The organism is Shewanella sp. NFH-SH190041, assembly GCF_024363255.1.
Taxonomy (GTDB): domain Bacteria; phylum Pseudomonadota; class Gammaproteobacteria; order Enterobacterales; family Shewanellaceae; genus Shewanella.
In genome coordinates this window covers 570,711-596,434 of the sequence record NZ_AP026070.1, presented here as the reverse complement: position 1 = coordinate 596,434, position 25,724 = coordinate 570,711, and the positions used below count along the sequence as shown (strand labels likewise).

General features: G+C 49.0%; 27 protein-coding genes. 19 read left to right on the top strand and 8 right to left on the bottom strand.

The features are described from left to right. Positions 1-316: 316 nt before the first annotated feature. From ubiD to NFHSH190041_RS02645, 3 genes are all read left to right on the top strand, one after another. Entirely contained in the window at positions 317-1,798 is a 1,482-nt protein-coding gene (ubiD, locus tag NFHSH190041_RS02655; protein ID WP_261923775.1) for a 4-hydroxy-3-polyprenylbenzoate decarboxylase, read from the top strand. Between the two features lie 56 nt (positions 1,799-1,854). Further along, positions 1,855-2,553 carry an NAD(P)H-flavin reductase gene (gene fre / locus NFHSH190041_RS02650; protein ID WP_261923774.1) on the top strand — a complete coding sequence of 233 codons (699 nt, stop codon included), beginning with the start codon at positions 1,855-1,857 and terminating at the stop codon, positions 2,551-2,553. Between the two features lie 368 nt (positions 2,554-2,921). Continuing rightward, the gene (locus tag NFHSH190041_RS02645) at positions 2,922-3,494 is read left to right on the top strand and encodes a nucleoside triphosphate pyrophosphohydrolase family protein (RefSeq protein ID WP_261925014.1); all 573 of its coding nucleotides are present in this window, start codon (positions 2,922-2,924) and stop codon (positions 3,492-3,494) included. Between the two features lie 81 nt (positions 3,495-3,575). Here NFHSH190041_RS02645 and NFHSH190041_RS02640 read toward each other — a convergent pair whose 3' ends face one another. Both NFHSH190041_RS02640 and NFHSH190041_RS02635 read right to left on the bottom strand, forming a co-directional pair. Continuing rightward, positions 3,576-3,929, bottom strand: coding sequence for a DP-EP family protein (locus NFHSH190041_RS02640; RefSeq protein ID WP_261923773.1), 354 nt, complete (start codon positions 3,927-3,929; stop codon positions 3,576-3,578). Next, the gene (locus tag NFHSH190041_RS02635; RefSeq protein ID WP_261923772.1) at positions 3,930-7,175 is read right to left on the bottom strand and encodes a winged helix-turn-helix domain-containing protein; all 3,246 of its coding nucleotides are present in this window, start codon (positions 7,173-7,175) and stop codon (positions 3,930-3,932) included. Positions 7,176-7,435: 260 nt separating this feature from the next. Between NFHSH190041_RS02635 and NFHSH190041_RS02630 the strand changes: the two genes are divergently transcribed. Continuing rightward, positions 7,436-7,819 (top strand): DUF971 domain-containing protein, encoded by a 384-nt coding sequence (locus NFHSH190041_RS02630; RefSeq protein WP_261923771.1) that lies wholly within the window; start codon positions 7,436-7,438, stop codon positions 7,817-7,819. A 7-nt stretch (positions 7,820-7,826) separates the two neighbouring features. Here NFHSH190041_RS02630 and NFHSH190041_RS02625 read toward each other — a convergent pair whose 3' ends face one another. Beyond that, positions 7,827-8,072: a uroporphyrinogen decarboxylase gene (locus NFHSH190041_RS02625; protein WP_261923770.1), complete on the bottom strand. Its 246-nt coding sequence runs from the start codon at positions 8,070-8,072 to the stop codon at positions 7,827-7,829. A 302-nt stretch (positions 8,073-8,374) separates the two neighbouring features. Between NFHSH190041_RS02625 and rraA the strand changes: the two genes are divergently transcribed. The 13 genes from rraA to NFHSH190041_RS02560 all read left to right on the top strand — a co-directional run bounded on the left by rraA (position 8,375) and on the right by NFHSH190041_RS02560 (position 19,909). Beyond that, a complete protein-coding gene (gene rraA / locus NFHSH190041_RS02620; RefSeq protein WP_261923769.1) occupies positions 8,375-8,860 on the top strand; it encodes a ribonuclease E activity regulator RraA in 486 nt (161 codons plus the stop codon). Positions 8,861-9,038: 178 nt separating this feature from the next. Beyond that, a complete protein-coding gene (locus tag NFHSH190041_RS02615; protein WP_261923768.1) occupies positions 9,039-10,067 on the top strand; it encodes a formimidoylglutamase in 1,029 nt (342 codons plus the stop codon). A gap of 260 nt (positions 10,068-10,327) precedes the next feature. After that, positions 10,328-11,083 (top strand): bifunctional demethylmenaquinone methyltransferase/2-methoxy-6-polyprenyl-1,4-benzoquinol methylase UbiE, encoded by a 756-nt coding sequence (gene ubiE / locus NFHSH190041_RS02610; protein ID WP_261923767.1) that lies wholly within the window; start codon positions 10,328-10,330, stop codon positions 11,081-11,083. Then, positions 11,083-11,706, top strand: a complete 624-nt coding sequence (locus NFHSH190041_RS02605) for an SCP2 domain-containing protein (protein WP_261923766.1) — start codon at positions 11,083-11,085, stop codon at positions 11,704-11,706. The genes ubiE and NFHSH190041_RS02605 overlap by 1 nt, the downstream gene beginning before the upstream one ends. Continuing rightward, entirely contained in the window at positions 11,703-13,346 is a 1,644-nt protein-coding gene (ubiB, locus tag NFHSH190041_RS02600) for a ubiquinone biosynthesis regulatory protein kinase UbiB (RefSeq protein WP_261923765.1), read from the top strand. Before NFHSH190041_RS02605 ends, ubiB begins: the two co-directional genes overlap by 4 nt. 69 nt (positions 13,347-13,415) lie before the next feature. After that, on the top strand, positions 13,416-13,691 hold the full coding sequence (gene tatA / locus NFHSH190041_RS02595; protein ID WP_261923764.1) for a Sec-independent protein translocase subunit TatA: 276 nt from the start codon (positions 13,416-13,418) through the stop codon (positions 13,689-13,691). A gap of 6 nt (positions 13,692-13,697) precedes the next feature. After that, complete coding sequence (gene tatB / locus NFHSH190041_RS02590; RefSeq protein ID WP_261923763.1) at positions 13,698-14,132, top strand: Sec-independent protein translocase protein TatB; 435 nt, start codon at positions 13,698-13,700, stop codon at positions 14,130-14,132. Between the two features lie 3 nt (positions 14,133-14,135). Then, positions 14,136-14,897, top strand: a complete 762-nt coding sequence (gene tatC / locus NFHSH190041_RS02585; protein WP_261923762.1) for a twin-arginine translocase subunit TatC — start codon at positions 14,136-14,138, stop codon at positions 14,895-14,897. Between the two features lie 49 nt (positions 14,898-14,946). After that, the gene (locus NFHSH190041_RS02580) at positions 14,947-15,459 is read left to right on the top strand and encodes a type VI secretion protein (RefSeq protein ID WP_261923761.1); all 513 of its coding nucleotides are present in this window, start codon (positions 14,947-14,949) and stop codon (positions 15,457-15,459) included. Position 15,460: 1 nt separating this feature from the next. After that, the gene (locus tag NFHSH190041_RS02575) at positions 15,461-16,261 is read left to right on the top strand and encodes a TatD family hydrolase (RefSeq protein WP_261923760.1); all 801 of its coding nucleotides are present in this window, start codon (positions 15,461-15,463) and stop codon (positions 16,259-16,261) included. Further along, the gene (locus NFHSH190041_RS02570; RefSeq protein WP_261923759.1) at positions 16,258-18,135 is read left to right on the top strand and encodes a diguanylate cyclase; all 1,878 of its coding nucleotides are present in this window, start codon (positions 16,258-16,260) and stop codon (positions 18,133-18,135) included. Before NFHSH190041_RS02575 ends, NFHSH190041_RS02570 begins: the two co-directional genes overlap by 4 nt. Before the next feature lie 14 nt (positions 18,136-18,149). After that, positions 18,150-19,160: a porphobilinogen synthase gene (gene hemB, locus NFHSH190041_RS02565; protein WP_261923758.1), complete on the top strand. Its 1,011-nt coding sequence runs from the start codon at positions 18,150-18,152 to the stop codon at positions 19,158-19,160. A 209-nt stretch (positions 19,161-19,369) separates the two neighbouring features. After that, positions 19,370-19,909 carry a thioredoxin family protein gene (locus NFHSH190041_RS02560; protein WP_261925013.1) on the top strand — a complete coding sequence of 180 codons (540 nt, stop codon included), beginning with the start codon at positions 19,370-19,372 and terminating at the stop codon, positions 19,907-19,909. A gap of 96 nt (positions 19,910-20,005) precedes the next feature. On the opposite strand, the gene udp is transcribed toward NFHSH190041_RS02560, so the two are convergent. Next, the gene (udp, locus tag NFHSH190041_RS02555; protein WP_261923757.1) at positions 20,006-20,764 is read right to left on the bottom strand and encodes a uridine phosphorylase; all 759 of its coding nucleotides are present in this window, start codon (positions 20,762-20,764) and stop codon (positions 20,006-20,008) included. A gap of 365 nt (positions 20,765-21,129) precedes the next feature. Here udp and NFHSH190041_RS02550 point away from each other — a divergent pair, with 365 nt between their 5' ends. Continuing rightward, positions 21,130-21,342 carry a YdcH family protein gene (locus NFHSH190041_RS02550; protein WP_261923756.1) on the top strand — a complete coding sequence of 71 codons (213 nt, stop codon included), beginning with the start codon at positions 21,130-21,132 and terminating at the stop codon, positions 21,340-21,342. 35 nt (positions 21,343-21,377) lie between these two features. Here NFHSH190041_RS02550 and NFHSH190041_RS02545 read toward each other — a convergent pair whose 3' ends face one another. After that, positions 21,378-21,842 carry a hypothetical protein gene (locus NFHSH190041_RS02545; RefSeq protein WP_261923755.1) on the bottom strand — a complete coding sequence of 155 codons (465 nt, stop codon included), beginning with the start codon at positions 21,840-21,842 and terminating at the stop codon, positions 21,378-21,380. A 114-nt stretch (positions 21,843-21,956) separates the two neighbouring features. Then, positions 21,957-22,412 (bottom strand): GNAT family N-acetyltransferase, encoded by a 456-nt coding sequence (locus tag NFHSH190041_RS02540; RefSeq protein WP_261923754.1) that lies wholly within the window; start codon positions 22,410-22,412, stop codon positions 21,957-21,959. 738 nt (positions 22,413-23,150) lie between these two features. Between NFHSH190041_RS02540 and NFHSH190041_RS02535 the strand changes: the two genes are divergently transcribed. Next, positions 23,151-23,486, top strand: coding sequence for a cytochrome c3 family protein (locus NFHSH190041_RS02535; protein ID WP_261923753.1), 336 nt, complete (start codon positions 23,151-23,153; stop codon positions 23,484-23,486). 59 nt (positions 23,487-23,545) lie between these two features. Here NFHSH190041_RS02535 and NFHSH190041_RS02530 read toward each other — a convergent pair whose 3' ends face one another. Beyond that, positions 23,546-24,820, bottom strand: coding sequence for an SO_0444 family Cu/Zn efflux transporter (locus tag NFHSH190041_RS02530; protein WP_261923752.1), 1,275 nt, complete (start codon positions 24,818-24,820; stop codon positions 23,546-23,548). Between the two features lie 15 nt (positions 24,821-24,835). Further along, positions 24,836-25,300 carry a Zn(2+)-responsive transcriptional regulator gene (gene zntR, locus NFHSH190041_RS02525; protein WP_261923751.1) on the bottom strand — a complete coding sequence of 155 codons (465 nt, stop codon included), beginning with the start codon at positions 25,298-25,300 and terminating at the stop codon, positions 24,836-24,838. Positions 25,301-25,724: the final 424 nt, after the last annotated feature.

Genomic DNA, 25,724 nt, shown 5'->3' with positions numbered 1-25,724 from the left:
GTTTTCCGTCGACATGCCGCCGAGGTCATCTCATGCATCCCGGCTAACAATCCCTCATAAGGGATCGGCCATGTGGTCATCTGATGAGCAAGAATTATAACGCTGGCTAATTAAGCAAAAGATTAATTTGCGTTAATCGCAGCAAGAAGATCGCCGTCATCTTGATGCTATTGCACGCAATAAAACGTTTTTTTCACCCAACTACCTGAGATTGAACAGCGCCTAGGCAAAACCGTCAGTAATGCCCGCTTTAAGCCGGTTTGGAATTAATGCTATAGTGCGGCGCATATGCAATGGCGATGGAAGGTCTTTTCGCATGAGTTTTAAGGATTTACGAAGTTTTATTACTCACCTTGAAGCCCGGGGTGAACTTAAGCGTATTCAATATCCAGTTGATCCCTATCTGGAAATGACTGAAATTGCCGACCGCGTTTTGCGCGCTGGCGGCCCCGCATTACTGTTTGAGCAGCCCAAAGGGCATACCATGCCGGTGCTGGCCAATTTATTCGGTACCCCAAAGCGCGTGGCAATGGCATTGGGACAGGATGATCCTAAAGCGCTGCGCGAAGTCGGTGAATTGCTGGCCTTTTTAAAAGAGCCAGAACCGCCCCGGGGCTTTAAAGACGTCATCAGTAAAATCCCCATGTTCAAGCAGGCATTAAATATGCCGCCGAAAACCGTCCGCCATGCCCCCTGCCAAGAAGTTGTCATCACAGGTGATGACGTCGATTTAACTCAACTGCCCATCCAACACTGCTGGCCCGGCGATGCCGCCCCGCTAGTAACCTGGGGACTGACCATCACCAAAGGGCCGCGGCAGAAACGGCAGAATTTGGGGATCTATCGCCAGCAATTACTGGGCAAAAATAAATTGATTATGCGCTGGTTATCCCACCGCGGTGGCGCACTGGATTTTGCTGACTTCAAGCAACAACACCCGGGAGAAAAATACCCTGTGGTCGTTGCGCTGGGTAGTGATCCTGTCACCATCCTCGGCGCTGTCACCCCGGTGCCTGACTCCATGAGCGAATATGCCTTTGCCGGGCTACTGCGTAAAGAGCGTACCGAAGTGGTTCGTGCGCTAAGTTGTGATTTAGAGGTGCCGGCCACCAGTGAAATAATTCTCGAAGGCTATATAGATCCTGATGAGATGGCGGAAGAAGGCCCCTATGGCGACCATACCGGTTATTACAATGAAACCGATATGTTCCCGGTCTTCACTGTGACCCACATTACACAGCGGCGCGATGCTATCTACCACAGTACCTACACAGGTCGGCCACCGGATGAACCCGCCATGCTGGGGGTGGCGCTCAATGAGGTATTTGTACCGATTTTGCGCAAACAGTATCCGGAAATTATTGATTTTTACCTGCCACCTGAAGGCTGCTCTTATCGCATGGCAGTGATCTCCATCCGTAAACAGTATCCGGGTCACGCCAAGCGAGTGATGATGGGAGCATGGTCATTCCTGCGCCAGTTTATGTACACCAAGTTTATTGTGGTGGTGGATGATGATGTTGATTGCCGCAACTGGCAGGATGTTATCTGGGCAATCACCACCAGGATGGATCCCAAACGGGATACCGTTATGATAGATAATACACCGATTGATTATCTTGATTTTGCCTCGCCGGTCGCAGGCCTGGGCTCAAAAATGGGGCTTGATGCCACCAATAAATGGCCGGGGGAAACAGACCGGGAATGGGGCACCCCCATTGAGATGGATGCCGCCGTTAAACAGCGGGTAGATGCCATCTGGGATGAATTGGGGATCGATGAGGCACCGACACTCTGATCCTGTCTTTTAAATCGCAAACATAAGCCTTCGCAGAAAAGGCCAAGGGAAGCAGTATGAAAACCATTCGTTGTCAGGTAGAAAAAATCACCCCCTTTAACGGGGCCGTTTATCAGGTGTTGCTACGGCCAGACACCCCACTGGCACACCAAGCCGGGCAGTATTTATGCGTGGTGATGGGGGAAAAAGACAAACGGGCGTTTTCCATTGCTTCTGCGGCAGATGCTGAAGTGATTGAACTGCATATTGGTGCGGCCGTGAATGAGCCGTACCCTATGCAAGTGGTCGAAAAGCTGCAACAAAACAGCCATATCGATATCGAAGCACCGGGCGGAGAAGCCTGGCTGCGCCACGACAGCACCCGGCCACGACTGTTAATCGCCGGTGGCACGGGTTTTTCCTATATCAAAAGTCTGATCGAACAACAGATCCAGCTAGGGCAAACCATTGAAACCACGCTGTATTGGGGCTGTCGCAACCAAGACGCCATGTATTACGAACAATTAGCCCGTCAATGGCACAGTGAACATCCTTGGCTGCATTTTGTCCCCGTCGTCGAAGAAGCAAAACCACAATGGGATGGCAAACAGGGAAATCTGCTGGCACAAATTCAGCAAGACTACACCTCCCTAGCCGGTTTTGACGTGTATATTGCAGGACGCTTTGATATGGTCGGCGCGGCGCGGGAAATTTTCCGCCAGCTTAATGTCGATGAAGCGCATCTGTACGGCGATGCTTTTGCCTTTATCAAATAGTGCTAAACGGCAGCAGTGTGAAACGCTGCTGCCACGGGTATTTATCATCCGCGTCACTGGCAAGCAATGCTGACAGTAAGCGTCCCATCATCAAACCACAACAAGCGCAATCGCAGCTTAAACTCATGTTTATAGCGCTTGTTTATGTTTTTTATTACTAAGTTTGCTTATCAGCGTTATTGGATTCGTGGTGCAATTGTTATCGACCGCACCGACACTCAGTCAGCATAACCAGTTGCTAAAACTCCAATAAAAAGCATCTAAAGCGGGATAGTCACTTATTCTGCAGATTTAACGCTATCAACCCTTACACCGGGCGATACAATTGTTTAACATGGTTAGCATAATGTACCCGCGAGGATCCGATGATGAAACTGACCAGCCTGACCCCGGATATCTATGATCACCTATACCGGGACATTACAGAATTTCGCTCCACATTTGATTTACCGATACGGGATCCTCTGTCGCTGGACTCTAAAGCAGACACCTTACATAGCTCACTGATTATTGAAGAATTGACTGAACTTGCCCAAGCAGCCAGTGCGGCTGAACAGGCCGATGCCATTGTCGATTCAGTCTATGTATTAATGGGCCGACAAGTCCATCTGGGCGCGGCCAATATGGAAGACAATCCAGCAATTAGTTATCTAATCGATCTACTGCTCAATGTGGCGGATAACCTTAATATTCGCTTTTTGGCCTGCTGGGATGAAATTCACACCAGCAATATGAGCAAGGTATGCCATACCGAGCAGGAATTTGAAGCAACCCGGGCACACTATGCCAGTATGGGTATCCCGCTATTAGCCACAGAAACTGAATTAGGTATTGTCGCTAAGTGTGCAGCGGACACCCAGCTAGACGGTAAAATGATCCGCGCAGGGAAAGTGTTGAAATCCGTCAAATATCGCCCTGCGGATCTCACTGCATTGGTATAAGACTGGCGCTATCGGGCTGCCAGATAAATTGCATCAGGTATTCAGTCATACCTGATGCATAAGCTTGATTAACCCAAAGTGCTACCACTTAGGACGATTGATCACCTCAGGGTCCTGGGTCACATAGACTTCCCCTTCAGGGCCAGTCAACACCAACTTAAAGGCGATCATGCCTTCTTGGCTATTTTTATCTTCCACCACCAACTGCAACCCTTCTTGCTGCAGCTTGACTGAAATAACATCATCCAAAATGCTTGGATTAGGCACCTGACTACTGTTAGGAAAAACCACCCCGGCAAAATACAGCCCAAGGCGCTGCTGAGGATCTAGCTGATACAACACTTCAGCATCAGGCTCTGTCACAGTGACACGATACTTATCAAACTCAAATACTGGCGTTGGTAGCTCGCCGGTCACTTTCACATTAACAACCACTTATTTCCCTATTAAGTAAGTGAAGCTGATTTTATTATTGGGATAAATCTTGTCCAATGACGATGGGAGCCTCTGCCCAGTACAACGCAATGCATCGCGTAGCGGCACAAAAAAGGCTGGGCTGAAATCATCCCGTCCCTGCCCTTGTATCATTGTCAGCGCCTGATGACATAGTCCTTTTGCAGCAGACCCTCCAGTCAAATTAGATTGCAACAAGCGTAAAATAGCCCCAATGAATTGCACTTCTTTGTGCTCAATAGGTAGCTGCTGCAACCTGTGGTCTGCCGCCTGTAATGCGACTCGTGCAGCAGCAGGATTCTCCTGCCGTTGGAAATTCAGCCCGGAATATAAATATGCCAGCACAATAGCGACCCGATAATCTAAATCATCGGTTTCCTTGGCCAGTAACTGCTGCAGCATATTATCTGGACTAAAAATCTGTTGCAGCTCCGCGCTGACACCCTGCTCAGACAATATCTGCGCTGAAGAAGCCAACATAAGTGACAGATGGAGTGCAGCCCGCTGACGGTTACGACGCCAAGCGCGGTTATCTAAATCCAACCCCAGTAATTGCTGCGATAAGCGGACACTGGCAAGACCGACCTCCCATGCCTGAATGATATCCCCCCGTAAAAACAACAAACGTGACAAGTGGTCCTGACTGAGCGCTTGCTGCTCAAGAATTTTCGGATGAGCCGACTGGCGATGGGGCTCAGCCATAGCAACAATCGCCCTGTGATTACGGATCCCTTCAGCGAGCTGCCCTTGAGCCAAACGCGCGCTAGCCAACCAAGACTGACTATTCAATACCGCATTAATGGCATTAAGATCGCCGGGACGGCTCGCCGCAATCTGCTGTTTACGATTCAGCGCTTGGTGAAACATCTGCGAGGCTTTAGCAAAATCCTGCTGCTCCATGGCCAGCGACCCCAAGGAATTAAGCGCATAAGACAACTCCATCGCCGCATCTAACGAGTCAGGCGCGGCGAACAGCATTTGTTCACTGTAGTCCCGATATGCTTCAAACCATTGACCCGCGCCGCGCCAATCTTTGGCATCATAGGCTAACTGCCCTTGCCAGAAGGCATTGACCCCCAGGGTTTTCAACAAACCAAGATGCTGTGGCTGCTGGCTGAGTAATGCCTGCAATCGCTGATACGCCGAACCCAATGCGGCTTGGGCTTCATCATAATTTCCCCGGGAATAGGCCACTTCCCCAATAGCTTCCAATGTCTGGCCATGCTGAAACTTAGCCGCAAAGCCGACCCCATCATCCCAATCCGGTCGAGTAAAATATTCCAGCGCCTTATTACTGATGCCATCGAGCAGATCCATCCGGCCAATACCCCGCAGCTTATCGGCAAATTCCCCCACCATAAAACCAAGCAAATTTTCTGCTGCCAGACGCTTTTCCGTTGCGCGTCGCTCAGCGGCCATGCTCTGTACCCCCGAAACCACAGAAACCAGCGCCAATACCGCAAGCACTGAAGCAATTCCTCGCTGACTCCAACGTTTAAGCTGCAGCCGGCGCTCAGAAGCCTGCAGCAATGCCCGTTCATCATCACTCAAGCGAAACAAGGGATTGTTAGCCAATGACCGGGCTTCCTCCAAAGGTTTTCCCGGTGGCAATAGATAAGCTCGCGCCCGCTGCTCAGCAAGCCACTGACGGGTCTGAGCAGCCAGCTTAGCCTGAGCGGCCAAACTGTGTTTATGCTCTGCAATCCAAGCGACCGCGCGGGGCCAGCACCGCAATAGCGCTTCATGGGCAATACTAAAACAAGGCTGCCCCTGAAACAGATGGGCCACAAACAACCGCTGCTCCACTAACGCCTGCACTAATCCATGCTGAGCGTCATCGGTCAACGCGGCAAAATAGCCACTGCGGCTGGTCAGAGACTCGCCATCGGCCTGCAAACACACTAACCGAGATAAAATATCCGGCAGCGCATCGCAAGCAGCCGCCGGCAATCCCGCCAAACATGTTTCAGCAGCTTGCCCAATCGCACCTTCAAGCCCACCGAGAGCCTGATAACGGGATAACTGCAACTCCTGCTCCTGCCGCCCCAAATACAGTGCCTGCAAGGTGTATTGCAACATAGGTAATGCATCCGGATTCCCAGCGGCTTCATCCAATAACAGCTCATCCAGTGTCAGTCCAGAGGCCGTATCCTGCTGCCAAGTAAGTCCCGCGGCTTTAGCAGGCTGACAAATCATCTGCCGGATCTCTCCCCGACTTGGTGGCGCTAAATCAAATAAAGCGCTACGGGCTCGACCTTGAGCAAAACACGGATAGGCAACCAATTGGGGATAAAAATCATTACGACAAGCGCCCAGGACCAATACTGCGCCACTGGCGGATAACTGCTCTAACAACGCAATGAAAAGCGTTCGCTCATCATTGCTGTGTAAGGGCGATGTCAGCAGCACTTCCAGTCGATCCACAATCAAGCCAAAACGCGGTAAATTGACCTCTGTGCGGGGCAACTGTTTTTTCAGCCAAGCCATCACGGTTTCAGGCTGATGGCACAATCGGTAAGCCAAATCCGTTGCATTCTCACCCTTGAACACCGGCTCACCAGCCAGCTCCCAGTCCAACATGGCGCTGGCTAAAGTCAAAAACAGTTGCCCGGCACTGACATCAGCAAAATCAACCCCACTGTGACAAAGCAACTTTATCCCTTCCCAGCCATTGTCCCGATATAGCGAAGGCAGCACTCCGGCCTGCAACAATGAGGATTTTCCGCAACCACTGGGGCCGATAATCAAACAGCAGGCGCGGCCATAACGCACCTGACGCACCACCCGCTCCAGTAAAGCTGTCAGTGCGTGGCTGCGACCAAAGAAAACCCCAGCATACTGAGAACTAAATGGCTGTAAGCCTGGGAAGGGAGAGCCTTGCTGCCAATGAGATTGAACCCTAGGCTGATGTAACGGCTGTACCGGAGCAACGGTGCGGTAACCACGGCGACGAATGGTCTCGATAAACTCGGGTTGAGCAGCACTGTCTCCCAAGGCTCTGCGCAATTGATTAATCACTTTATGCAACGGGTTATCACCGGCATCCAATGCCGGCCAAATCTGATCCAAAATGGTGTCAGTGCTGACAACTTCCCCGGGGGTACGACACAGTAAAATCAGTACTGCCATCGCTTTAGGTTCAAGCGGCTTTACCCGCCCCCCTTGCCGCAACCGGTTAGCAGCCGGCTCCACTTGCCAGGGACCAAAACTGAACTCCACCTCTTCCATGACTCTGCTCCCCGCACAACTTAATCTGCTATCGGCCTACATTAATATCTTTAGCATCAATAAATTAATCCCTTTTATACCGAAAAAACCGACTGATGTTAATAAAATGTCAAGCAGCATAAGTGGCCTTTAGACCCACTCACCTTATAAGCTTCTTCACGGGGAGATAAGAATATCTGCAGCAAGGAAAACATGATCCCCGCTCAAATTGGTATAAAATGCCAGACAACATACCGTTAGTACCAAACAGGGTTAGGTTTATGACAACACAGCCACAAGTCAGCGCATTGAAACTGAAAAAGAAATCTCGCCAATTAGACATCAGCTTCACTGACGGTCAGCAATTCACTCTAAGCTGTGAATTTCTGCGGGTGTATTCCCCTTCCGCTGAAGTTCACGGCCATGGCAAGCCTGTGTTGGTCAGCCATAAAAAGAACGTCAATATCAGCGCCATTGAGCCTGTCGGTAACTATGCGGTAAAAATTATCTTCGATGATGGCCACGATACCGGGCTATATTCCTGGCAACTGCTACACCAACTGGGCAGCAATCAAGCCCAACTGTGGGAAGAGTATCTAGCGCGGTTGCGCGCCGCGAAAGCATCCCGAGAGCCACTGATCGCCATGAATATCACATACAATTAATCCCCAGTTACCAACCGTCCGCGATGGCTTTACTGCGGTAAATTACGACCAGATGGTAGATATTTACCGCAGCAACAAAAGCATTCATCCCCGCCACGGGCCAAGCTTGAATAAAACTGCCATACACAACAAACAGCACGCAGCCACAAAAGTTCAGCCAACGTAACCAGATGATATTTTTCATCATAAGAGAAGCGGCTATCATCACTGACGCCATGTATCCCAGTACCTCAACCATACCTTCAGCAGCCATCTTTCCTCCGTTTATCCGATAGGACATAGCTATCTACACCACCAACCTGACACAAACCGGTTGCCAGTCGCAAACAACATTTTTATAACAATCATGTCCAAGTCCTACCGCAAAACGTAAAAAACTCGGCTTTTCACAGAGATAGCAAAAAGCAGTTTCCCTGCTGGTTACATTTCAGGCATAGTGGAGCAATACCGTGATTGATAACGCTTTTCTTTTCAAGATTCCCTTATATACTGCGGTAAACAGACCCTCTGGTAGCAAGCCAGCATTTCCCGGCGTGGAACAAACAGGAGTGCAATATGGAATACAACACCTCAGAACTTTGTGACATGTTTCTGGACGTGGTAGACGTCGTAGAACCCATGTTTAGCAACTATGGTGGTTGTAGCTCTTTCGGCGGTGCAATCAGTACCATTAAATGCTTCGAAGACAATGGCCTGATTGCGGATATCTTGGCAGAAGACGGTGAAGGTAAAGTATTGCTTATTGATGGCGGTGGCTCGCTACGCCGAGCGCTGATCGACGCCAATATTGCAGAGGCGGCTGTCAACAATGGCTGGGAAGGTATTATCGTTTACGGCAGTGTGCGCGATGTTGATGCCTTAGAGGAACTGGATATCGGTATTCAGGCGTTAGCTTCTATTCCAGTGGGAGCCGATGGTAATGGTATCGGTGAAGTGGACGTTCCGGTGAATTTTGGCGGGGTTACATTCCTGCCTGGCGACCACGTCTATGCCGATAATACCGGCATTATTCTGTCGCCTGAACCACTGGATATTGAATAATCCACAATTTGCTCCCCATCTATCAACCCCGGTCATGCCGGGGTTTTTGTTATCACATCTACTAACTTGACGTTAGGCACACCAATCGAAAAATACACCGCACAATTTCGTTATCTCGGGCTTGTCTGTTACCCCTAAAGCGATGAAAATATCAGCAGACTGACAGGGATGGAATGATATGGACTTTTTGCATCTTTTTAGCCGAGATCACCTGCTGCAATGCCTTAAGCTCAGGGAAGATGAAACTAAGCTCGGTGAACAATTTCAGCTGCTGACGCAATTTAATGCAGCACATCTGCAACAGGCCAAAGCACAGGGCTGCCGATTTGCCTTAGTGGGAATTTGCGAAGATATTGGCCCAAGAGCAAATCAGGGACAAGGCGGGGCGGAAGACGGGTTTTCTGCTGCCATCAGTGTTTTTGCCAACCTACAAGCCAACCGCTTTTTAACCGGTCACTCTTGCCTGTTAGTGGGCAGTATCCGACCCACTGCTATCACGCCGCACCATCCAAGCCCACAGCAACTTCGCCAAGCCGTTGCTGAACTGGATCAACAGGTCATCACCGTCTGCCAGGCACTGTTTGCTGCCGGACTTGAGCCCATTGTTATCGGTGGAGGCCACAATAATGCCTTTGGCCTGATCACAGCGCTACATCAGGCCAAACATCGCCCTGCTGCAGTTGTTAACCTTGATCCCCACTGCGATTTTCGCCCGCTGGAAGGGCGTCACAGCGGTAATGGATTCAGCTACTGCGCCCAAAACGGCTCGCTGGCCTATTACCATGTGCTGGGATTGCATGAACAAAAAAACAGTGAAACCAGTTTGGCGCAATTAAGCCAATTTGGCGGGCGCTGGCACAGCTTTCAGGACATCTGGACACGTCGTTGTCAATCCCTTGATTCAGCTTTAGAAGAAATCAGCACTGCGCTCAATGCAACTCAAGCACCTGTTGGGCTGGAACTCGATATGGATGCCATCGCTGAGATGCCGGCCAGTGCCATGACCTTTGCAGGAGTGCCCTTACTTGATGCCTGTCGTTATGTGGATTATCTCAGCCGCCATAGCGACTGTGCTTATCTACACCTGGCTGAAGCTGCGCCAGCGCGACATGCCAACCTGCAAAGTGGTCGACGGATCACAGGCCAGGCCTTGGCAGAGTTGATGCTCGCCTATCTCCAGGGAAGACTGGCATCACAAACAAAATAACTCATTGATTAAAAATGAATAACAACTGTTCAACCCGCACAAATATTGTGCTCTAATGCCCGGCGAGGTATTTTGTCTGAAGGCTAACTACAGGCAAAAAGGTGAATACTACGCCTGTTGACGGCGTAAAAGACAGTACGGCTGTCGCGACAAGGTAGTGAATTAATAACTCGATCACAGAGTGACATTGCCAAAGTAACCGGGGGGAACCCCTTTGGCATACACTCGGTGCAACTCATCGAAATAACAGGAAGAAGCCAATGTCTCAGGACAAGTCAACCAGTACCCACTTCGGATATAAAACCGTAGAAACTGCACAGAAGGCCGATCTGGTTGCCGGCGTTTTTCACTCAGTTGCTGCCAAATATGATGTGATGAATGACGTTATGTCATTTGGCATTCACAGACTCTGGAAGCGTTTTACCATTGAAACTGCAGCTGCTCGCCCAGGCATGACAGTTCTGGATTTAGCTGGCGGCACCGGCGATTTAACCGCACGTTTTTCCGAATTAGTCGGCGAACAAGGTAAAGTGGTGTTAGCAGATATCAATGACTCCATGCTAAAAGTCGGCCGCGCTAAGTTACGTGACCGCGGCATTGTCGGCAATGTTAACTATGTCCAAGCCAATGCCGAGGCACTGCCGTTTCCTGACAACCATTTCGATATCATCACCATTGCATTTGGTCTGCGCAATGTGACCGACAAGGATGCTGCACTGCGTTCTATGCTGCGAGTACTCAAGCCAGGCGGCAAACTGCTGGTGCTGGAGTTCTCCAAACCCAAGCATGAAATGATGCGCAAACTATACGATCTTTACAGCTTCAAAATTCTGCCGAAAATGGGAGACTTTATTACCCAAGATGCTGGCAGCTATGAGTATCTGGCTGAATCGATTCGCATGCACCCAGATCAAGACACCTTAAAACAAATGATGTGTGATGCGGGTTTTGAACAGGTGGACTACACCAATATGACTGACGGCATTGTCGCGCTCCATAAAGGATATAAGTTCTGATGCCAAAGGCTGACTGGCCACCACTGCTACTTTGCAGTGCCGTTGAGACCGGGCTAAATACCTTAATTGCCCAATCCCACCCCCAGTTTGCCCGCACCCAACTCAGTGGTGCCATTATTTCGCTACAACTAAGTCAACTGCGCTTCCCGCTGGTATTGATTTGCCAAAGCCAGCGGGTACAAGTGCTCAGCAGCTTCGCAGGCACGCCAGATGTCAGCGTTACGCTGGATATCACCACCCTCAACCAATTACGAGAAGGCACGAGCCTGACCGAACTTATCAAGCAGGATAAGCTGCAACTGCAAGGGGATCTGCAACTGCTGCAACACTTCAGTCGCTTCCTATTGGATAATCCGTTTGATCCAGCCGAATACCTATCCCCTTACTTAGGCGATGCTGCCAGCCATATGTTGGTAAGCACAGCTGCAACGGCACAGCGCTGGACACAAGCGATAGTTAGCCATACCCGCCAACATGTGGGGGAGCTTGCTCGGGAAGAATACCGTATCGCCCCAGGGCGGCTGGAGTTTGTACACTTTTCCGATCAAATCGATACGCTAGCAGCACAGACCCTCAAGGCTGAACAGCGCCTGCAATCACTAATGGACCGAATTACGACATGAGCTTCGCCAGCATTCGCCGGGGATACCAGATAATCCGCACCGCATTGCACTATGGACTGGATGACATGCTGCCCCCGGCGTGGCTGCCCTGGTATGCAAAACTGCTTCGCCGCAGTTTATTCTGGCTTAGAAACCGTCATAAAAATAAACCGGCAGGAGAGCGACTGAAACTGGCACTGCAACAGCTTGGCCCTGTCTACATTAAGTTTGGTCAAATGCTCTCGACTCGGCGGGATCTACTTAATGATGAATGGGCCAACGAATTGGCTATGCTGCAGGACAGAGTGCCGCCATTTGATAGTCAATTGGCTCGGCAAGCGATTGAAGCTGAACTAAATGCCTCCATAGACAGCCAATTTGATAATTTTAACGATGTGCCACTGGCGTCAGCCTCCATCAGCCAGGTACATACAGCGACCCTTAAGCAAACCGGGGAAGCTGTGGTCATTAAAGTACTACGCCCGGGCGTTGAACAGCAGGTCAAAGCCGACTTAATCTTGATGGCCCAAAGCGCCGCGCTTATCGACCTTCTGCTCGGGGACAACAACCGCCTGCGCCCCAAAGAAGTGGTGGCTGATTACCAGCGCACCATCCTTGGTGAATTGGATCTCAAACAGGAAGCGGCGAACACAGTTAGATTACGCAATAATTTCCCAGATTCTGATGCCATCTATATCCCCTATGTCTATGAGGATTTGTGCCACACTCGGGTTATGGTGATGGAGCGCATCTATGGCATCCCGGTATCTGATATTGCCGCCCTAAAAGCCCAAGGTACCAATCTTAGACTGCTAGCAGAGCGTGGAGTTGAGCTGTTTTTCACCCAAGTATTCCGAGACAATTTTTTCCATGCCGATATGCACCCGGGCAATATTTTTGTCTCCAGAGAGCACCCAGACAATCCGTTTTATATCGGCCTAGACTGCGGCATCATGGGGACGCTAACCCGAGAAGATCAGCGTTATCTGGCGGAAAATTTTCTCGCCTTTTTTAACCGGGATTATCACCGCATCGCCCAACTTTATGTGGAATCTGGCTGGGTATCCCCCAATACAGATATTCAAGCATTCGAACAAGCTATCGGCACCGTTTGTGAACCTATGTTCAATAAGCCCTTAAATGAAATTTCATTTGGCCACGTACTACTGGAGCTGTTCCGAACTGCCCGACAATTTGACATTGTGGTACAGCCTCAACTGGTGCTGCTAGAAAAAACCCTCCTTTATATAGAAGGACTTGGGCGACAACTTTACCCCCAACTGGACTTGTGGCAGACCGCCAAACCCTTCCTGGAAAACTGGATGGCAGAGCAAATGGGGATGAAGGCAATGTTTAAAAAAGTTCAATCCCAAATGCCATTTTTGTCTGATAAACTCCCCGAGCTTCCAGAACTGATTTATGACAACCTCAAATCAGGCCAAAAGTTACTGGGTAGTTACCAGCGCATTATTAATGATTACCTGACGCTACAACGCCGGGCACATAAAAGTAACTACTTACTGATAACTTCATCGGTTTTGTTGATCTGTGGCACGATATTAATCAGCCGGGACGCTACACTATGGCCTTCGTGCGTCTGTCTGAGTACGGGTGCCGTTGTCTGGCTTATAGGTTGGCGCTGTCGGCCTAAAAAAGTATAAATTTAAGCTGGAACTAAACAACCAAAGGTTCATAATGAGCCTATATCAACCTTAGAGGATACCTTCACCATGGGTGGCATTAGTATTTGGCAACTTCTTATCATCGCGCTGATTGTTGTACTGCTGTTTGGTACTAAAAAACTGCGTACATTAGGTGGTGATTTAGGCGGTGCTATCAAAGGCTTCAAAAACGCCATGTCTGCTGAAGACGAAAAGAAAGCACTTGAAGAGCAACAGACTGCCCAGCAGCAAACTGCCGCTCCGCAACAAACTGCAACTCAAGAATCTGCGCAGCCTACTGCACAACCAGCTCAAAAGGCTGAAGAGAAAAAAGAACAGGCGTAATTCCTTATGTTCGATGGTATCGGCTTCATGGAGCTGCTGCTCATCGGTATTATCGGCCTGGTCGTACTGGGCCCTGAACGTTTACCGGTAGCAGTCCGTTCAATCGCCAGTTGGATCCGTGCAATGAAACGCATGGCCAACTCAGTCAAAGACGAGCTGGAACAAGAGCTGAAGCTTGAACAGTTGCACAGCGACCTGAAAAAAGCGGAATCTAAGGGACTGTCCAACCTGTCGCCCGAGCTGCAGGAATCGATTGACCAGCTAAAACAAGCGGCCCAATCAGTTAATCGTCCTTATCAGGTTGAAGATATGCTCGACAGCCAGAAAAAGCACGTTGACACTGAGGCACCTGCCGCTGCGGCGCAAACCGTCACTCCCGCTCAGGAATCTAAGCCGTCAGGCACAGATCAATCCGGCACAACGCCTAAAGCAAACGGATAATCGATGTCGCAACAACAACCTTTAATCGCTCACCTGCTGGAGCTGCGGACCAGACTGCTGCATGCCGTAGCCAGCGTATTGATCGTATTTGTGGGCCTGGTTTACTGGGCTCAGGATATTTACCACTACGTCGCAACCCCACTGCTCAAAGTAATGCCACAAAGTGGCAGCATGATCGCCACCGATGTGGCAGCGCCTTTTTTCGCGCCATTCAAGCTGACACTGATCTTGGCATTTTTTATCGCAGTGCCGTATGTGCTGTATCAGATCTGGTCATTCATTGCCCCAGGCCTATATAAGCATGAAAAGCGTTTGATCATTCCATTACTGATCAGCAGTACCCTGCTGTTCTATATGGGAATTGCATTTGCTTACTATGTGGTATTCCCGGTTGTGTTCGGCTTTTTCACCAGCGTGGCACCGGAAGGGGTCAATATCGCCACCGACATTAACAGTTACCTCAGCTTTGTGCTGAAGCTGTTCTTTGCTTTCGGTCTGGCGTTTGAAATCCCGATTGCTGTAGTGCTGCTGTGTTGGGCCGGGGTGACCTCGGTCGACGATCTGAAAGAAAAACGGCCTTACATTGTTGTTGGGGCCTTCGTTGTAGGTATGCTGCTGACACCACCGGATGTGATTTCACAGACCATGCTTGCTGTTCCTATGTTACTGTTATTTGAAGGTGGTTTGATTGCCGCCCGCTTCTACAGTAAAAAATCCGATGACACGGATGAGCAGGAACAGGCCGACGAAACAGCCAACAACTGATCCGACTGATGCGGGACAACCCAAGCCAAAAACAATAAGGATGCTGTCTATGCGCTATTTGGGGATCTCCGCAATATTATTTCTGGTTTCTACACCGGCTGTTGCCGGTGTAGAAACCAAGCTTACTCATTGCGCTGCCATTAAAGATAAACTCGAGCGGCTAATTTGTTATGACAACCTAGCAGCAAGCCTTCAGCCCCATGCTAAGGTACAATCTGCTGCTTCTGCATCACCACAACCTCAAATACCGGAACCGCCAGCGTCTCCTCAACCGGTAGGGCATAATCAAGCCGAAGCCGAACACGCCTTTGGTAACCCCAAACCTCAAAAAGCAGATAAAGAGATAGATAAACTCTATTTCGATGTTGCCAGTATCAATAAAGACGCCTATGGTGCGATGAAAATTACCTTTACCAATGGTCAGCGCTGGAAACAAACTGAAAACCGCCGTTTCCGCCTGAAAGTTGGGGATAAGGTCTATATTGAGCGGGCAGCATTGAGCTCATTTCTGCTAGGCAGTGACGATCGCAACGCTACCATACGGGTCAAACGCATTCTCTGATATGTCCAGCTACATAGATATTGCTGTCAATCTCATTGGCAGTGCCCTTGAAGATAAAGTCGATGACGTTATCAACGGCGCACAACAACATGGCGTTATGCCATTGATCGTGATCGGTTCACACCTGACGGAAAGCCAGCAAGCCATTGAGCTATGCCAACAATATCCGGGTAAACTCTATTGTACGGCGGGGGTTCACCCCCACCACGCCAGTACTTGGCAGGCTGACAGTTACGAACGTAATAAAGCACTGTGTCAGCACAACCAAGTCGTTGCTGTGGGCGAATGTGGCCTAGATTACAACCGGGATTTCTCTCCCCGAGCCGATCAACGTAAAGCTTTTGCTGCCCAGTTAGCTTTAGCCGTTGAGCTGCAGTTACCGGTACTGATGCATCAACGCGATGCCCATGGGGATTTTCTGGCGATTTTACAAGAATACCGCGCCGAACTGCCTAACGCATTACTGCACTGCTTTACCGGCGACACCCATGAACTACATGATTATCTAGCGCAGGATCTCTACTTGGGTATCACGGGCTGGGTTTGTGATGAACGCCGAGGGCAAGCACTGGCTGAAGCCGTGGTACATATTCCCGATAACCGCATATTACTGGAAACGGACAGCCCTTACTTATTGCCCAGAAGCATGCGCCCAAAACCCAAATCTAGTAAAAATCTGCCACAGTATTTACCCTATATCGCCGAGTATGTTGCAACACTGCGCGGGCAGGATAGTAAGTTGTTTGCTCAGACGGTAGCCACCAACAGCCGACGTTTTTTTAATCTAAAGGCTGGTGAATGAGACTGGGATACCTGCTGCTGTCTTTGCTGTTAAGTGTCATCCCTTTGGCCGCTAAGGCCACACAACAGCATTTGACCATCACCCCAGAAACAGCAGGTGACATCAATTTGATGCCTTTGTTGTATATCAGCCAAACACAGGCTGAATACTTTGCCCAAATCCGTCACCAACCCGATAAGGCGTGGCACAAACTAAACGACCACGACATAAAGCGTATAGGTGCGCGTAACCTCTGGCTTAAGCTCAATATCAGTAATCCCGGAAGCCGCAATCAGCGAATACTGACCCTGGCCAATCCACTACTAGATCAAATCACCATCTACCACTTGGTCAACGGTCATCTGAAGCAAAAACTCAAAATGGGTGACAGTTTGCCATTCGGACAACGTCCCTTACTCAGTAATCTATTCGCTTACCCGATTCAATTTAAGGCACACAGCGAACATACATTTTATTTAGCGGTTGAATCCACCGGGGCGATTCATTTGGATATTGCCTTACAAACACCTCAAAACCTAACGCAACAAACTGAGTCTTTGACCCTATTGCATGGCTTTCAAATGGGCGCACTGGCGGCAATCGGTATTTTTGCCCTCTTTATTGCCTTTACTACCGGCTCATTCAGTTACTGCTTTTATGCAGGTTATGTGCTGACGATGACATTGCTGGTTGCATCGGTACACGGCTTTGCCTTCCGTTACCTCTGGCCAAATCTACCCGATATCCAACAATATATCATTCCCCTATTACTACCGCTGGTGATGGCATTTGCTCTGCTATTTAGCGAAAAAATTCTGCAATTAAAACGCTATAGCCATAAACTGCTGCGCGCCTCCCGAGGGTTTACCGCTATCGCTATCCTGCTTAGCCTGCTTTCCCCTTGGTTGGGCTATGAGATCGCCATCTATCTGGATATTCTCGCGGTACTACTGATTTCCTGCCTGCTGATGTGCATTGCCGTGCGTCAGGCCGTTGAGGGCCATAAAGTCGCCAAACTCTACACCATCGGTTGGTTCAGTATGCTACTGGGTGCTTTCATTACCAGTTTGCTCTATCTGGGCCTTATTGCCCTACCGATCAAGCCCCAGACACCGGTTATGCTGGGGCTGACATTTGAAGTGATCTTTATGGCGGCTGTGCTGGCAATTCGCTACAGTGATGAGCGCAAAAGCAAGCTAGCCATACAACAGCAGGCATTAGAACAGGCTGAGCGGGTACGCAAAATTCGCGAAGAATCCCTGCGCGTCGAAGCGCAGACCAATGCCAAGCTAGAACGTATGGTGCAGGAACGCACCCTTGAGCTCGAAATTACCTTGCGCGAGCTACATGAAGCTAACCGCAAACTGACAGAACAAACCACAGTAGATAGCCTGACGCAGGTGAAAAACCGCAATGCATTTGATAAGCGCCTGCAAGCTGAGGGGCGACTTAGCCGACGCCAGCAAACGCCAATGTCTCTTTTAATGCTGGATATTGATAAATTTAAAGCCATTAATGATAGCTTCGGTCACTTAGCAGGAGATGATATTCTGCGCCGCATCGCGCTATTGCTGCAAAACCAGTTAAAGCGCCCAAGTGATCTGCTGTCACGTTTTGGCGGTGAAGAATTTGCTATCATACTGCCCCACACTTCTGCCCAAGGGGCCATGCATCTGGCGGAACTCATCCGTCAGGCCGTTGTGGATCTGGATATCAAATGGGAACAACAGGATATCCCACTGACTGTCAGCATAGGCGTCAGCGCCGCTGTCATTGAATCAGACAGCCACCCGACAGAATTACTTGAACAGGCGGACAGAGCACTGTACCAGGCTAAACATGAAGGCCGTAACAGAGTGTGCCTCTATTCGCCAAAGCAGCAAACGGTAACCTAATTCAGGAGTCGAATGTGAATATCATTACCAGTGCTTTCCCAAACCGCAGAATGCGCCGCATGCGCAAACATGACTTCAGCCGCCGCCTGATGGCTGAAAACCAGCTGTCGGTCAATGATCTTATTTATCCAATGTTTGTACTGGAAGGTAACAATCGTACCGAACAGATTGCGTCTATGCCTGGCATCGAACGCTATTCTATCGATCTGTTGCTAAAAGAAGCCGAAGAGCTAGTTGCATTGGGCATTCCAATGATCGCCCTGTTCCCAGTGACCCCAGCAGAAAAGAAAACTCTGATGGCTGAAGAGGCTTACAATGCTGATGCCTTGGTGCAACGAGCAGTACGTGCTTTGAAGCGGGAATTCCCTGAGCTGGGTGTGATGACTGACGTAGCGCTGGATCCTTTCACGACTCATGGTCAGGATGGCATTATTGATGAGACAGGTTATATCCTGAACGATATCACTACTGACATTCTTGTGAAGCAGGCACTGTCCCACGCTGAAGCAGGCGCTGACGTTGTGGCACCATCTGATATGATGGACGGTCGTATTGGCGCTATCCGTGAAGCATTGGAAGAAGCTGGTTACGTCAACACGCAAATCATGGCATACAGTGCCAAATACTCTTCTACCTATTACGGTCCATTCCGTGATGCAGTTGGCTCTGCTGGCAACCTCAAAGGTGGCAACAAGCATACCTATCAAATGGATCCAGCCAACAGTGATGAAGCCCTGTATGAAGTCGCCATGGATATTCAAGAAGGCGCTGATATGGTGATGGTGAAGCCAGGTATGCCTTATCTGGATGTGGTTCGCCGAGTAAAAACCGAGCTAGGTGTCCCCACATTTGCTTATCAGGTGAGCGGTGAATATGCCATGCATATGGCAGCGATTCAAAATGGTTGGTTATCAGAAAAAGCCACCATTATGGAATCTTTGCTGTGCTTTAAGCGTGCCGGTGCCGATGGTGTGTTAACTTATTTTGCTAAACAAGCCGCTCAGTGGCTGAAAGAAGATAAGTAATTCAGCTATACCATCAAAAACGCCGCTGCTGTCAGCGGCGTTTTTGTATCTACACCCTACACAGTGGGGTTATTCCCCCGATAAACACTTTGCACAAAGATAGAAACATAGTGATCAAGCTAACAATCAATGCAACAACAGCTGGGCAAAATTCAGCCGAAATGATTGAATCAGAAAACTCTGATATTCAAGAACAAGGCCTTGAAAAAATGAACAACACCATAAAAGCCCTGCTCACTACGACCACATTATTCTTCAGTGCTGGCGCTTTTGCCGGAGGCTGCAGTTTCAATAATGGCAGCCAGGACCCTAACCAAATTGCAACCTGCACCCAAGAGGATCAAGAAGTGATATTGACTGGCAAGATTACCCCACAGACATTACTGGAACTACCTGAGTTTGCAGATCACGCTGACAACTATCACCCTGACCAAAAAACAGTTGCCGCGTTAAAACAGATCAACACGCCCACAGATATTGTTGTGATAATCGGCACCTGGTGCCCAGATTGCCATCGAGAAACCCCTCGATTTATCCGCCTGATGGATGCGGTGGACAATCCCAATATTACCGTAACCTATATCGGGGTCGACCGTAGCAAGCAAGATCCTGACAACCTGTCAGGTCAATATGAGTTCACCCGGATCCCTACATTTATCGTTATGCAGCAAGGGCACGAAATTGGTCGTATTATTGAACGACCCAAAAACTCTCTGGAGCAAGATTTATTAGCTATCCTCAAACGGTAATATCAGGCTAAATGTTGGTAAGCTGCAATTTGCCCACAAAAAAGGCGCGTTACCGCGCCTTTTTGCTATTCGAATCAATGCCTATTACACAAACTGTTAAGCTAACAGCTTACGCGCCGCTGCAATCACGATGGAAACTGCACTGGTCTCGGTCTTTTTCATTGTTGTCTCATCAGGGATTTCCTGTTGAGTACGATTGACAATCACCCCAGCAACACAACCTGCTCGCCACCCCTGAGTAGCACACATGGTGAACAGAGTGGAAGACTCCATCTCGTAGTTCAATACCCCCATCTCTTGCCACTCTTTCATTGAGCCGGCAAAACGGCGGGTTACTCGACCAGAAACCGTGTCATAACGCTCTTGACCAGGATAGAAGGTATCTGATGATGCCGTTACCCCGATATGAGGCTCAATACCGGCCTCACGACTGGCGGCAACCATAGCAGTGGTACATTCAAAGTTAGATACCGCTGGGAATTCTAATGGCGCGAAATGCAAACTGGCACCATCTAAACGCACGGAGGCCTGAGTCACAATCACATCCCCAACATTAACATGGGGTTGAATCGCACCTGTGGTACCCACGCGTAAGAAGGTGTTGATCCCCAGTTGTGCCAACTCTTCCACCGCAATTGAAGTAGAAGGGCCACCAATCCCTGTAGAGCAAATAACAACTGGCTTACCATCCAGATAAGCAAGGTAGCTGGTGTACTCCCGCAGACTGGCTAAAAAAGTCGGGTTATCCATCAGATTCGCGATGCGCTTAACTCGCTCAGGATCACCTGGAACAATCGCTAATGTTGCGCCATTAAGCATCTCTTTGGTCAAACCCAAGTGAAATACATCAGACATGGTGAAAACCCCTTTCAAAATAAGTGTAAAAGTCGTTAATTTGTATCAATTTAGCTGACAATGGTTACAAAAGACATTGTCAGCATCACAAAAACAACAGGATAACTGACACGTTATCAGCTATTCGACGCCGAGGTTTATCAGAAATGATTTGAATAATGCATCAATTGTGACAGCAAAACTAGCATGGAACGCTAAAATCAAAACTGTCACGAGCCCGAGAAATCGCCCTGAACAGCAGTCAGAACAAACAACTAAGTAAAAGCTAATTAACCATCACACAACCAATGAAGTGATCTAGATCACAAAAACTTACGGTATAGCACGATAATGTAGAAACAGTTCACTAGCAAAGGAGAAAGCCAATGTTTCCAGAATATCGGGATCTGATTTCCCAACTGAAAACCACTGATACGCATTTCCATAGCCTGTTTGAAAAACATAACAATCTGGACAAACAAATCACGGATCTGGAAAGGCGGCCTGCCGATTACCCCGATGAACTGCATGCAATGAAACAGGAAAAATTGGCTTTGAAAGATGCCATGTTCGAAATATTGCAAACCCATACCAAATAACTAAACAGGGCGCCATCGGCGCCCTGTTTTATTCTTTATTCAGCAAGATGCTGCTGTAAACTTTCAACTGAATCGAAATAATGCACAGCTTCCACTGTCATACCGCGCAGCTGAATCAAGGTCGCTTTATCTTCCTGGGCTGGTAATGACGCCGTTAACGCTCCGTCACGATCAAGCACAATACTGAAAGGCAACTGCTGCAACTGGGGAATAGCCACAAATTTAGCTATTAAACCTGGCATACCACTGATATCCGCCACATAGCGTAAGTCTTCTGGCAAAGGCGGGGTCATACTTTCCAGCACCTGCTGAATAATGTCCCCACCAGCCATATCTCGGCTGAATAACAGTGTTCGCACCCCTTCATCAAGCGACTGCTCGATTTCATGCTGATCGGAAAGCGAAAATTGAGATAGCTTATCCCCCACCTGCAAGGCATCTGCCCAAGCCGGCGTCAACGCACCAGATATCACCAATGCCAAAGCGAACTTTTTCAACATAATATAAATCCCTGAATATTATCGTCATCCGCCCTAGACTAGCCAAACTACCAATCAAACTCATCAGAATTAATCAACAAAACTGATCATGCTCACACCCACAATGGAGCAGCGCTATTGATCGGATGACAGCACCATATCCACGTGGGGAATATTATCTTCAAGGTAAATATCACTGACAGGAACAAACCCCAAGTCGGTATAAAACCGCTGCAAATATTGTTGTGCCCCGATTTGGATTCCTACCGCAGGCCAACATTGTTTTGAAAGCGCAATCGCCCGCTGCATTAATTCTGTAGCCAGACCATCGCCCCTTGCCGACTTAGCCACGACCACTCGGCCAATACTGCTCTGAGGATAACTTACTCCTGGAGGCAGCACTCTGGCGTAAGCGAGCAATTTACCTTGTCGGTATGCCGCTAAATGGCGGGTTTGTACGTGAATATCCTTACCATCCAACTCAGGATATGCACACGCTTGTTCCACAACAAAAACATTGATCCTTAACTGTACAATATCGTGCCATTCCAGCACGGATAGCGCCGAAAACTGCGCCATTTTCCACTGCATAATCAATTCCCCATCCACTGTATTAACTGAAGATAGCAACTGTTTGTTTACCATAATCTTAGGGGCTGCCCAAAATCTGCGGCTAACCGCTATAACAGAGAATGATTCCCCCAGAATCAACCACTTGAACTCATCAACTTGTCAGGGTATGTTTAAAAAACAAACAAATACTGTGGGGGATCGTCCAGTGCAGTTCAACTCAGCCGCGCAGTAACTTAAGTTACCCTTTTCGGCACCCAGCGGCGATGCCATCCGTAAACGCTTTATTGATATGGATATGACTTTGGAGTGAATTCAGATGAGCAAAGATAAACCGAAAAAGCAGGCCCAAAAATCCCTGAAAGAAAAACGCATGGCCAAAAAGCAGAAAAAACAAGCCACCCCAGACTAGTACTATCTATCCCCATTGAGCGCCCCCGGCGCTCTTTTATCGCCACGCCGGCATCTCCCAGTAATACCCCTGAACGCGTACTTCTACAACACAAAGTCAAAGATAGTAATTATAATAGTGACCGCCATAAGAGTGTGTCTGCTCAGCGCGTTATGCTGCTCGCCAATGCCAGCGCTAAAATCCAAAACCCGATGTGTCTTCGCTGCCACGGAGAGCAATTTCCATTAGAAAGCACCCCATGCACAACCTGTCATACTGGGCGACACACAGCCAATGCCCTTCCGGACACACAAACACAAACTCTTGCCTGCTTAGCCTGCCATCCTAAATTACAAAAGCAGGTACGAATGAAATATCACCATGAACTGGAGGCTGTCACGGGCACAAATATCAAACAGGGATGCTCTACCCATTGTCATGCTGCCCATGGCAGTAAATGGACTCCGGCCTACCAGACCCCATCCCTCAATGCCCCTTGTTTTGCATGCCACCTCGATAAACAAGGACCATTTAAACATGAACATGCAGGCACAAAAGGGAACTGTACCCAATGCCATGATCCCCATGGAACAAACGATGCTCACTTATTACGCCCGGACTTGTCCAACCACTGCGCCACCTGTCATCAACAGGATGATGTCCTATCACGTAGCCATGCAAAATTAATACACGGCTACAATTGATCCTGTTGTAATAAAAGCAAAAAGGGCCACTAAGGCCCTTTTATGTTGTCGCAGTGTCACTATGAACAGCAATCTCGACGCCACCAGCTACGTGGCAATTTAGCCAGCAATACCCGCCCCATCAGAACAGCGAGTAAAATGCCGCTACCAGCTACCAGCCAAGCGGGTAAGAGTTCATGGTGCTCACCAATTTGAGGCATCACTTCAAACCCAAAGGTCGCCACCAGATAGTTAACCAAGATGCCAGACAACAGCGCCACACCGAGCACACCGCCGAGATAGCCCCACAATGCGCGTTTACCTAACTCTTTTGCAACTACGCCCAAAGTCGCGATATTAGTTGCTGGACCGGCCATCATAAACACCAGCACTGCACCAGGCGATACCCCTGCCAATAGCAAACCTGCCGCTATCGGTGTAGACGCCGTGGCACAGATATACATGGGAACAGAAATCACCACCATCACCAGCATGGCTAAAATACCGTTACCCCACTTAGATAGAAAATCCGCTGGCACATAAGTCTGCACCAATGCAGCAAAAAACAGCCCGACTAATAACCATACTGTGGTATCACGCACCAGATCAGTTGCCGCAAATTGTAGCGCTTTACCAATACGGTAAAGTATCGATGTACCTTGCAGCTCGGCAGCCGTATCCTGGGTACTGCTACAACAGCTGTCCCCCTGATGTCCATGATGATGCTGATGGCTATGCTCTGCACCATGACCACCACAGCAAGAAGATGTCGTAGTCGTCTCCGCAGCTTTGCTGCTGCAGCAAGATGAACCTGATGCAACCGGTTGCATCAGTGATGGGGTATCCTGACAACAGGCATCCACAGGTGTAAACCGCGCCTGAGGTTGAGTATCGCTACTGCAACAAGCCGCCTTTTCCGCAACCGGTTTCTCTTTAGGAGTACTCGCAATCACTCCGTCATCATCATCACGCCCAACCAACAGACCCGCAACGATGGCACTGATCACGGCAGCAATCGGCCGCACAATCGCCATAAAAGGACCAAGTAGTACGTAGGACACACTGACAGAATCAATACCGGTTTCCGGAGTGGAGACCATAAACGAGGTGGTCGCAGCTTTGGAAGCGCCACTGCGACGCAATCCTACCGCAGCAGGGATCACCCCGCAGGAACATAAAGGTAATGGCGCTCCAAATAGAGCGGCTTTCACTGTGGTTTTTAATCCGTGTCCACCCAACTGGTTGTGCATCCAGCTCATGGGAACAAAAACTTTCAACAGACCCGCCAATATCAGTCCTAACAGCAGCCAGGGGGCGGATTCTAAAAAAAGCGCGATAAAGTTCTGCAATAACATAATTGATTCCCGGCGTTATGACCGGCCCGCTTGTTGATGGTTGCAACTGCAGCCCGGGTCCTCACAGCGCACTTCCGTCAAAGATGACTCCAGTGCCGCCAGGATCGAGCAATGCTCCGCGCTCTCCGGCCCGCCACAGCAGGCGTGAGACAGCGTTTCTAGCGTTGCCTTAAAGGCATTTAACTCCGCAATTTTGGCCTCTACCTGAGCCAACTTACCGTCCACCATGCCTTTGACATCAGCACAAGCCCACTGCGCTTTATTCAGCTCAATGGACAAGAGTTCGGTAATTTCCCCCAAGGTAAAGCCCACAGCTTTCGCCCGCAGAATAAATTTCAACCGGTTAGCATCTGTATCACTGTACATACGGTAGCCAGAATCAGTACGCATAGAGGGTGCCAGCAGCCCATGCTTTTCATAAAAACGCAGGGTATCGGTTTTCACTGCGCACAATTGTGCCAATTCGCCGATTCGGTACATGGGAAAATCTCCTGGTGCGGAATACAGTACGAGTATAAACCTTGGAGTTTAATCCAAGGTCAAGACTTAAGAGTAAATAAGAACCACTCTCAAGTCACATTTATTGCAATCACAACCAGACTAATCTGCTCCCAATCAAGGTTTACATCAGTCATGCTTGCCCTGCGCTATTGGCGCCTATCGACAAGAAAAAATCGCTCAGTGTTCGCCTGACAATATTGTGTAATTGCACATAAAAACCCAGACACAACAGTATCTAAGGTAAAATACGCCCGCTATTTCAGCCGATGATTAACCACCTTAGGTTGACTAGCACCTGAGCAATACTGAAATAAAAAACAGTAAAATCAATTAGTTCTCTGTAAGGAATTTTTGAAAAGCTGTTATCGCATAAACCTGCGGTAGTGTCTTTCCGAAAACCCCT

Bases quoted from the DNA above. Each gene is read 5' to 3' on its own strand.
- ubiD (WP_261923775.1), top strand. From the start codon at position 317: ATGAGTTTTAAGGATTTACGAAGTTTTATTACTCACCTTGAAGCCCGG.
- fre (WP_261923774.1), top strand. From the start codon at position 1,855: ATGAAAACCATTCGTTGTCAGGTAGAAAAAATCACCCCCTTTAACGGG.
- NFHSH190041_RS02645 (WP_261925014.1), top strand. From the start codon at position 2,922: ATGAAACTGACCAGCCTGACCCCGGATATCTATGATCACCTATACCGG.
- NFHSH190041_RS02635 (WP_261923772.1), bottom strand. From the start codon at position 7,175: ATGGAAGAGGTGGAGTTCAGTTTTGGTCCCTGGCAAGTGGAGCCGGCT.
- NFHSH190041_RS02630 (WP_261923771.1), top strand. From the start codon at position 7,436: ATGACAACACAGCCACAAGTCAGCGCATTGAAACTGAAAAAGAAATCT.
- NFHSH190041_RS02625 (WP_261923770.1), bottom strand. From the start codon at position 8,072: ATGGCTGCTGAAGGTATGGTTGAGGTACTGGGATACATGGCGTCAGTG.
- rraA (WP_261923769.1), top strand. From the start codon at position 8,375: ATGGAATACAACACCTCAGAACTTTGTGACATGTTTCTGGACGTGGTA.
- NFHSH190041_RS02615 (WP_261923768.1), top strand. From the start codon at position 9,039: ATGGACTTTTTGCATCTTTTTAGCCGAGATCACCTGCTGCAATGCCTT.
- ubiE (WP_261923767.1), top strand. From the start codon at position 10,328: ATGTCTCAGGACAAGTCAACCAGTACCCACTTCGGATATAAAACCGTA.
- NFHSH190041_RS02605 (WP_261923766.1), top strand. From the start codon at position 11,083: ATGCCAAAGGCTGACTGGCCACCACTGCTACTTTGCAGTGCCGTTGAG.
- ubiB (WP_261923765.1), top strand. From the start codon at position 11,703: ATGAGCTTCGCCAGCATTCGCCGGGGATACCAGATAATCCGCACCGCA.
- tatA (WP_261923764.1), top strand. From the start codon at position 13,416: ATGGGTGGCATTAGTATTTGGCAACTTCTTATCATCGCGCTGATTGTT.
- tatB (WP_261923763.1), top strand. From the start codon at position 13,698: ATGTTCGATGGTATCGGCTTCATGGAGCTGCTGCTCATCGGTATTATC.
- tatC (WP_261923762.1), top strand. From the start codon at position 14,136: ATGTCGCAACAACAACCTTTAATCGCTCACCTGCTGGAGCTGCGGACC.
- NFHSH190041_RS02580 (WP_261923761.1), top strand. From the start codon at position 14,947: ATGCGCTATTTGGGGATCTCCGCAATATTATTTCTGGTTTCTACACCG.
- NFHSH190041_RS02575 (WP_261923760.1), top strand. From the start codon at position 15,461: ATGTCCAGCTACATAGATATTGCTGTCAATCTCATTGGCAGTGCCCTT.
- NFHSH190041_RS02570 (WP_261923759.1), top strand. From the start codon at position 16,258: ATGAGACTGGGATACCTGCTGCTGTCTTTGCTGTTAAGTGTCATCCCT.
- NFHSH190041_RS02560 (WP_261925013.1), top strand. From the start codon at position 19,370: ATGAACAACACCATAAAAGCCCTGCTCACTACGACCACATTATTCTTC.
- udp (WP_261923757.1), bottom strand. From the start codon at position 20,764: ATGTCTGATGTATTTCACTTGGGTTTGACCAAAGAGATGCTTAATGGC.
- NFHSH190041_RS02550 (WP_261923756.1), top strand. From the start codon at position 21,130: ATGTTTCCAGAATATCGGGATCTGATTTCCCAACTGAAAACCACTGAT.
- NFHSH190041_RS02545 (WP_261923755.1), bottom strand. From the start codon at position 21,842: ATGTTGAAAAAGTTCGCTTTGGCATTGGTGATATCTGGTGCGTTGACG.
- NFHSH190041_RS02540 (WP_261923754.1), bottom strand. From the start codon at position 22,412: ATGCAGTGGAAAATGGCGCAGTTTTCGGCGCTATCCGTGCTGGAATGG.
- NFHSH190041_RS02535 (WP_261923753.1), top strand. From the start codon at position 23,151: ATGAAATATCACCATGAACTGGAGGCTGTCACGGGCACAAATATCAAA.
- NFHSH190041_RS02530 (WP_261923752.1), bottom strand. From the start codon at position 24,820: ATGTTATTGCAGAACTTTATCGCGCTTTTTTTAGAATCCGCCCCCTGG.
- zntR (WP_261923751.1), bottom strand. From the start codon at position 25,300: ATGTACCGAATCGGCGAATTGGCACAATTGTGCGCAGTGAAAACCGAT.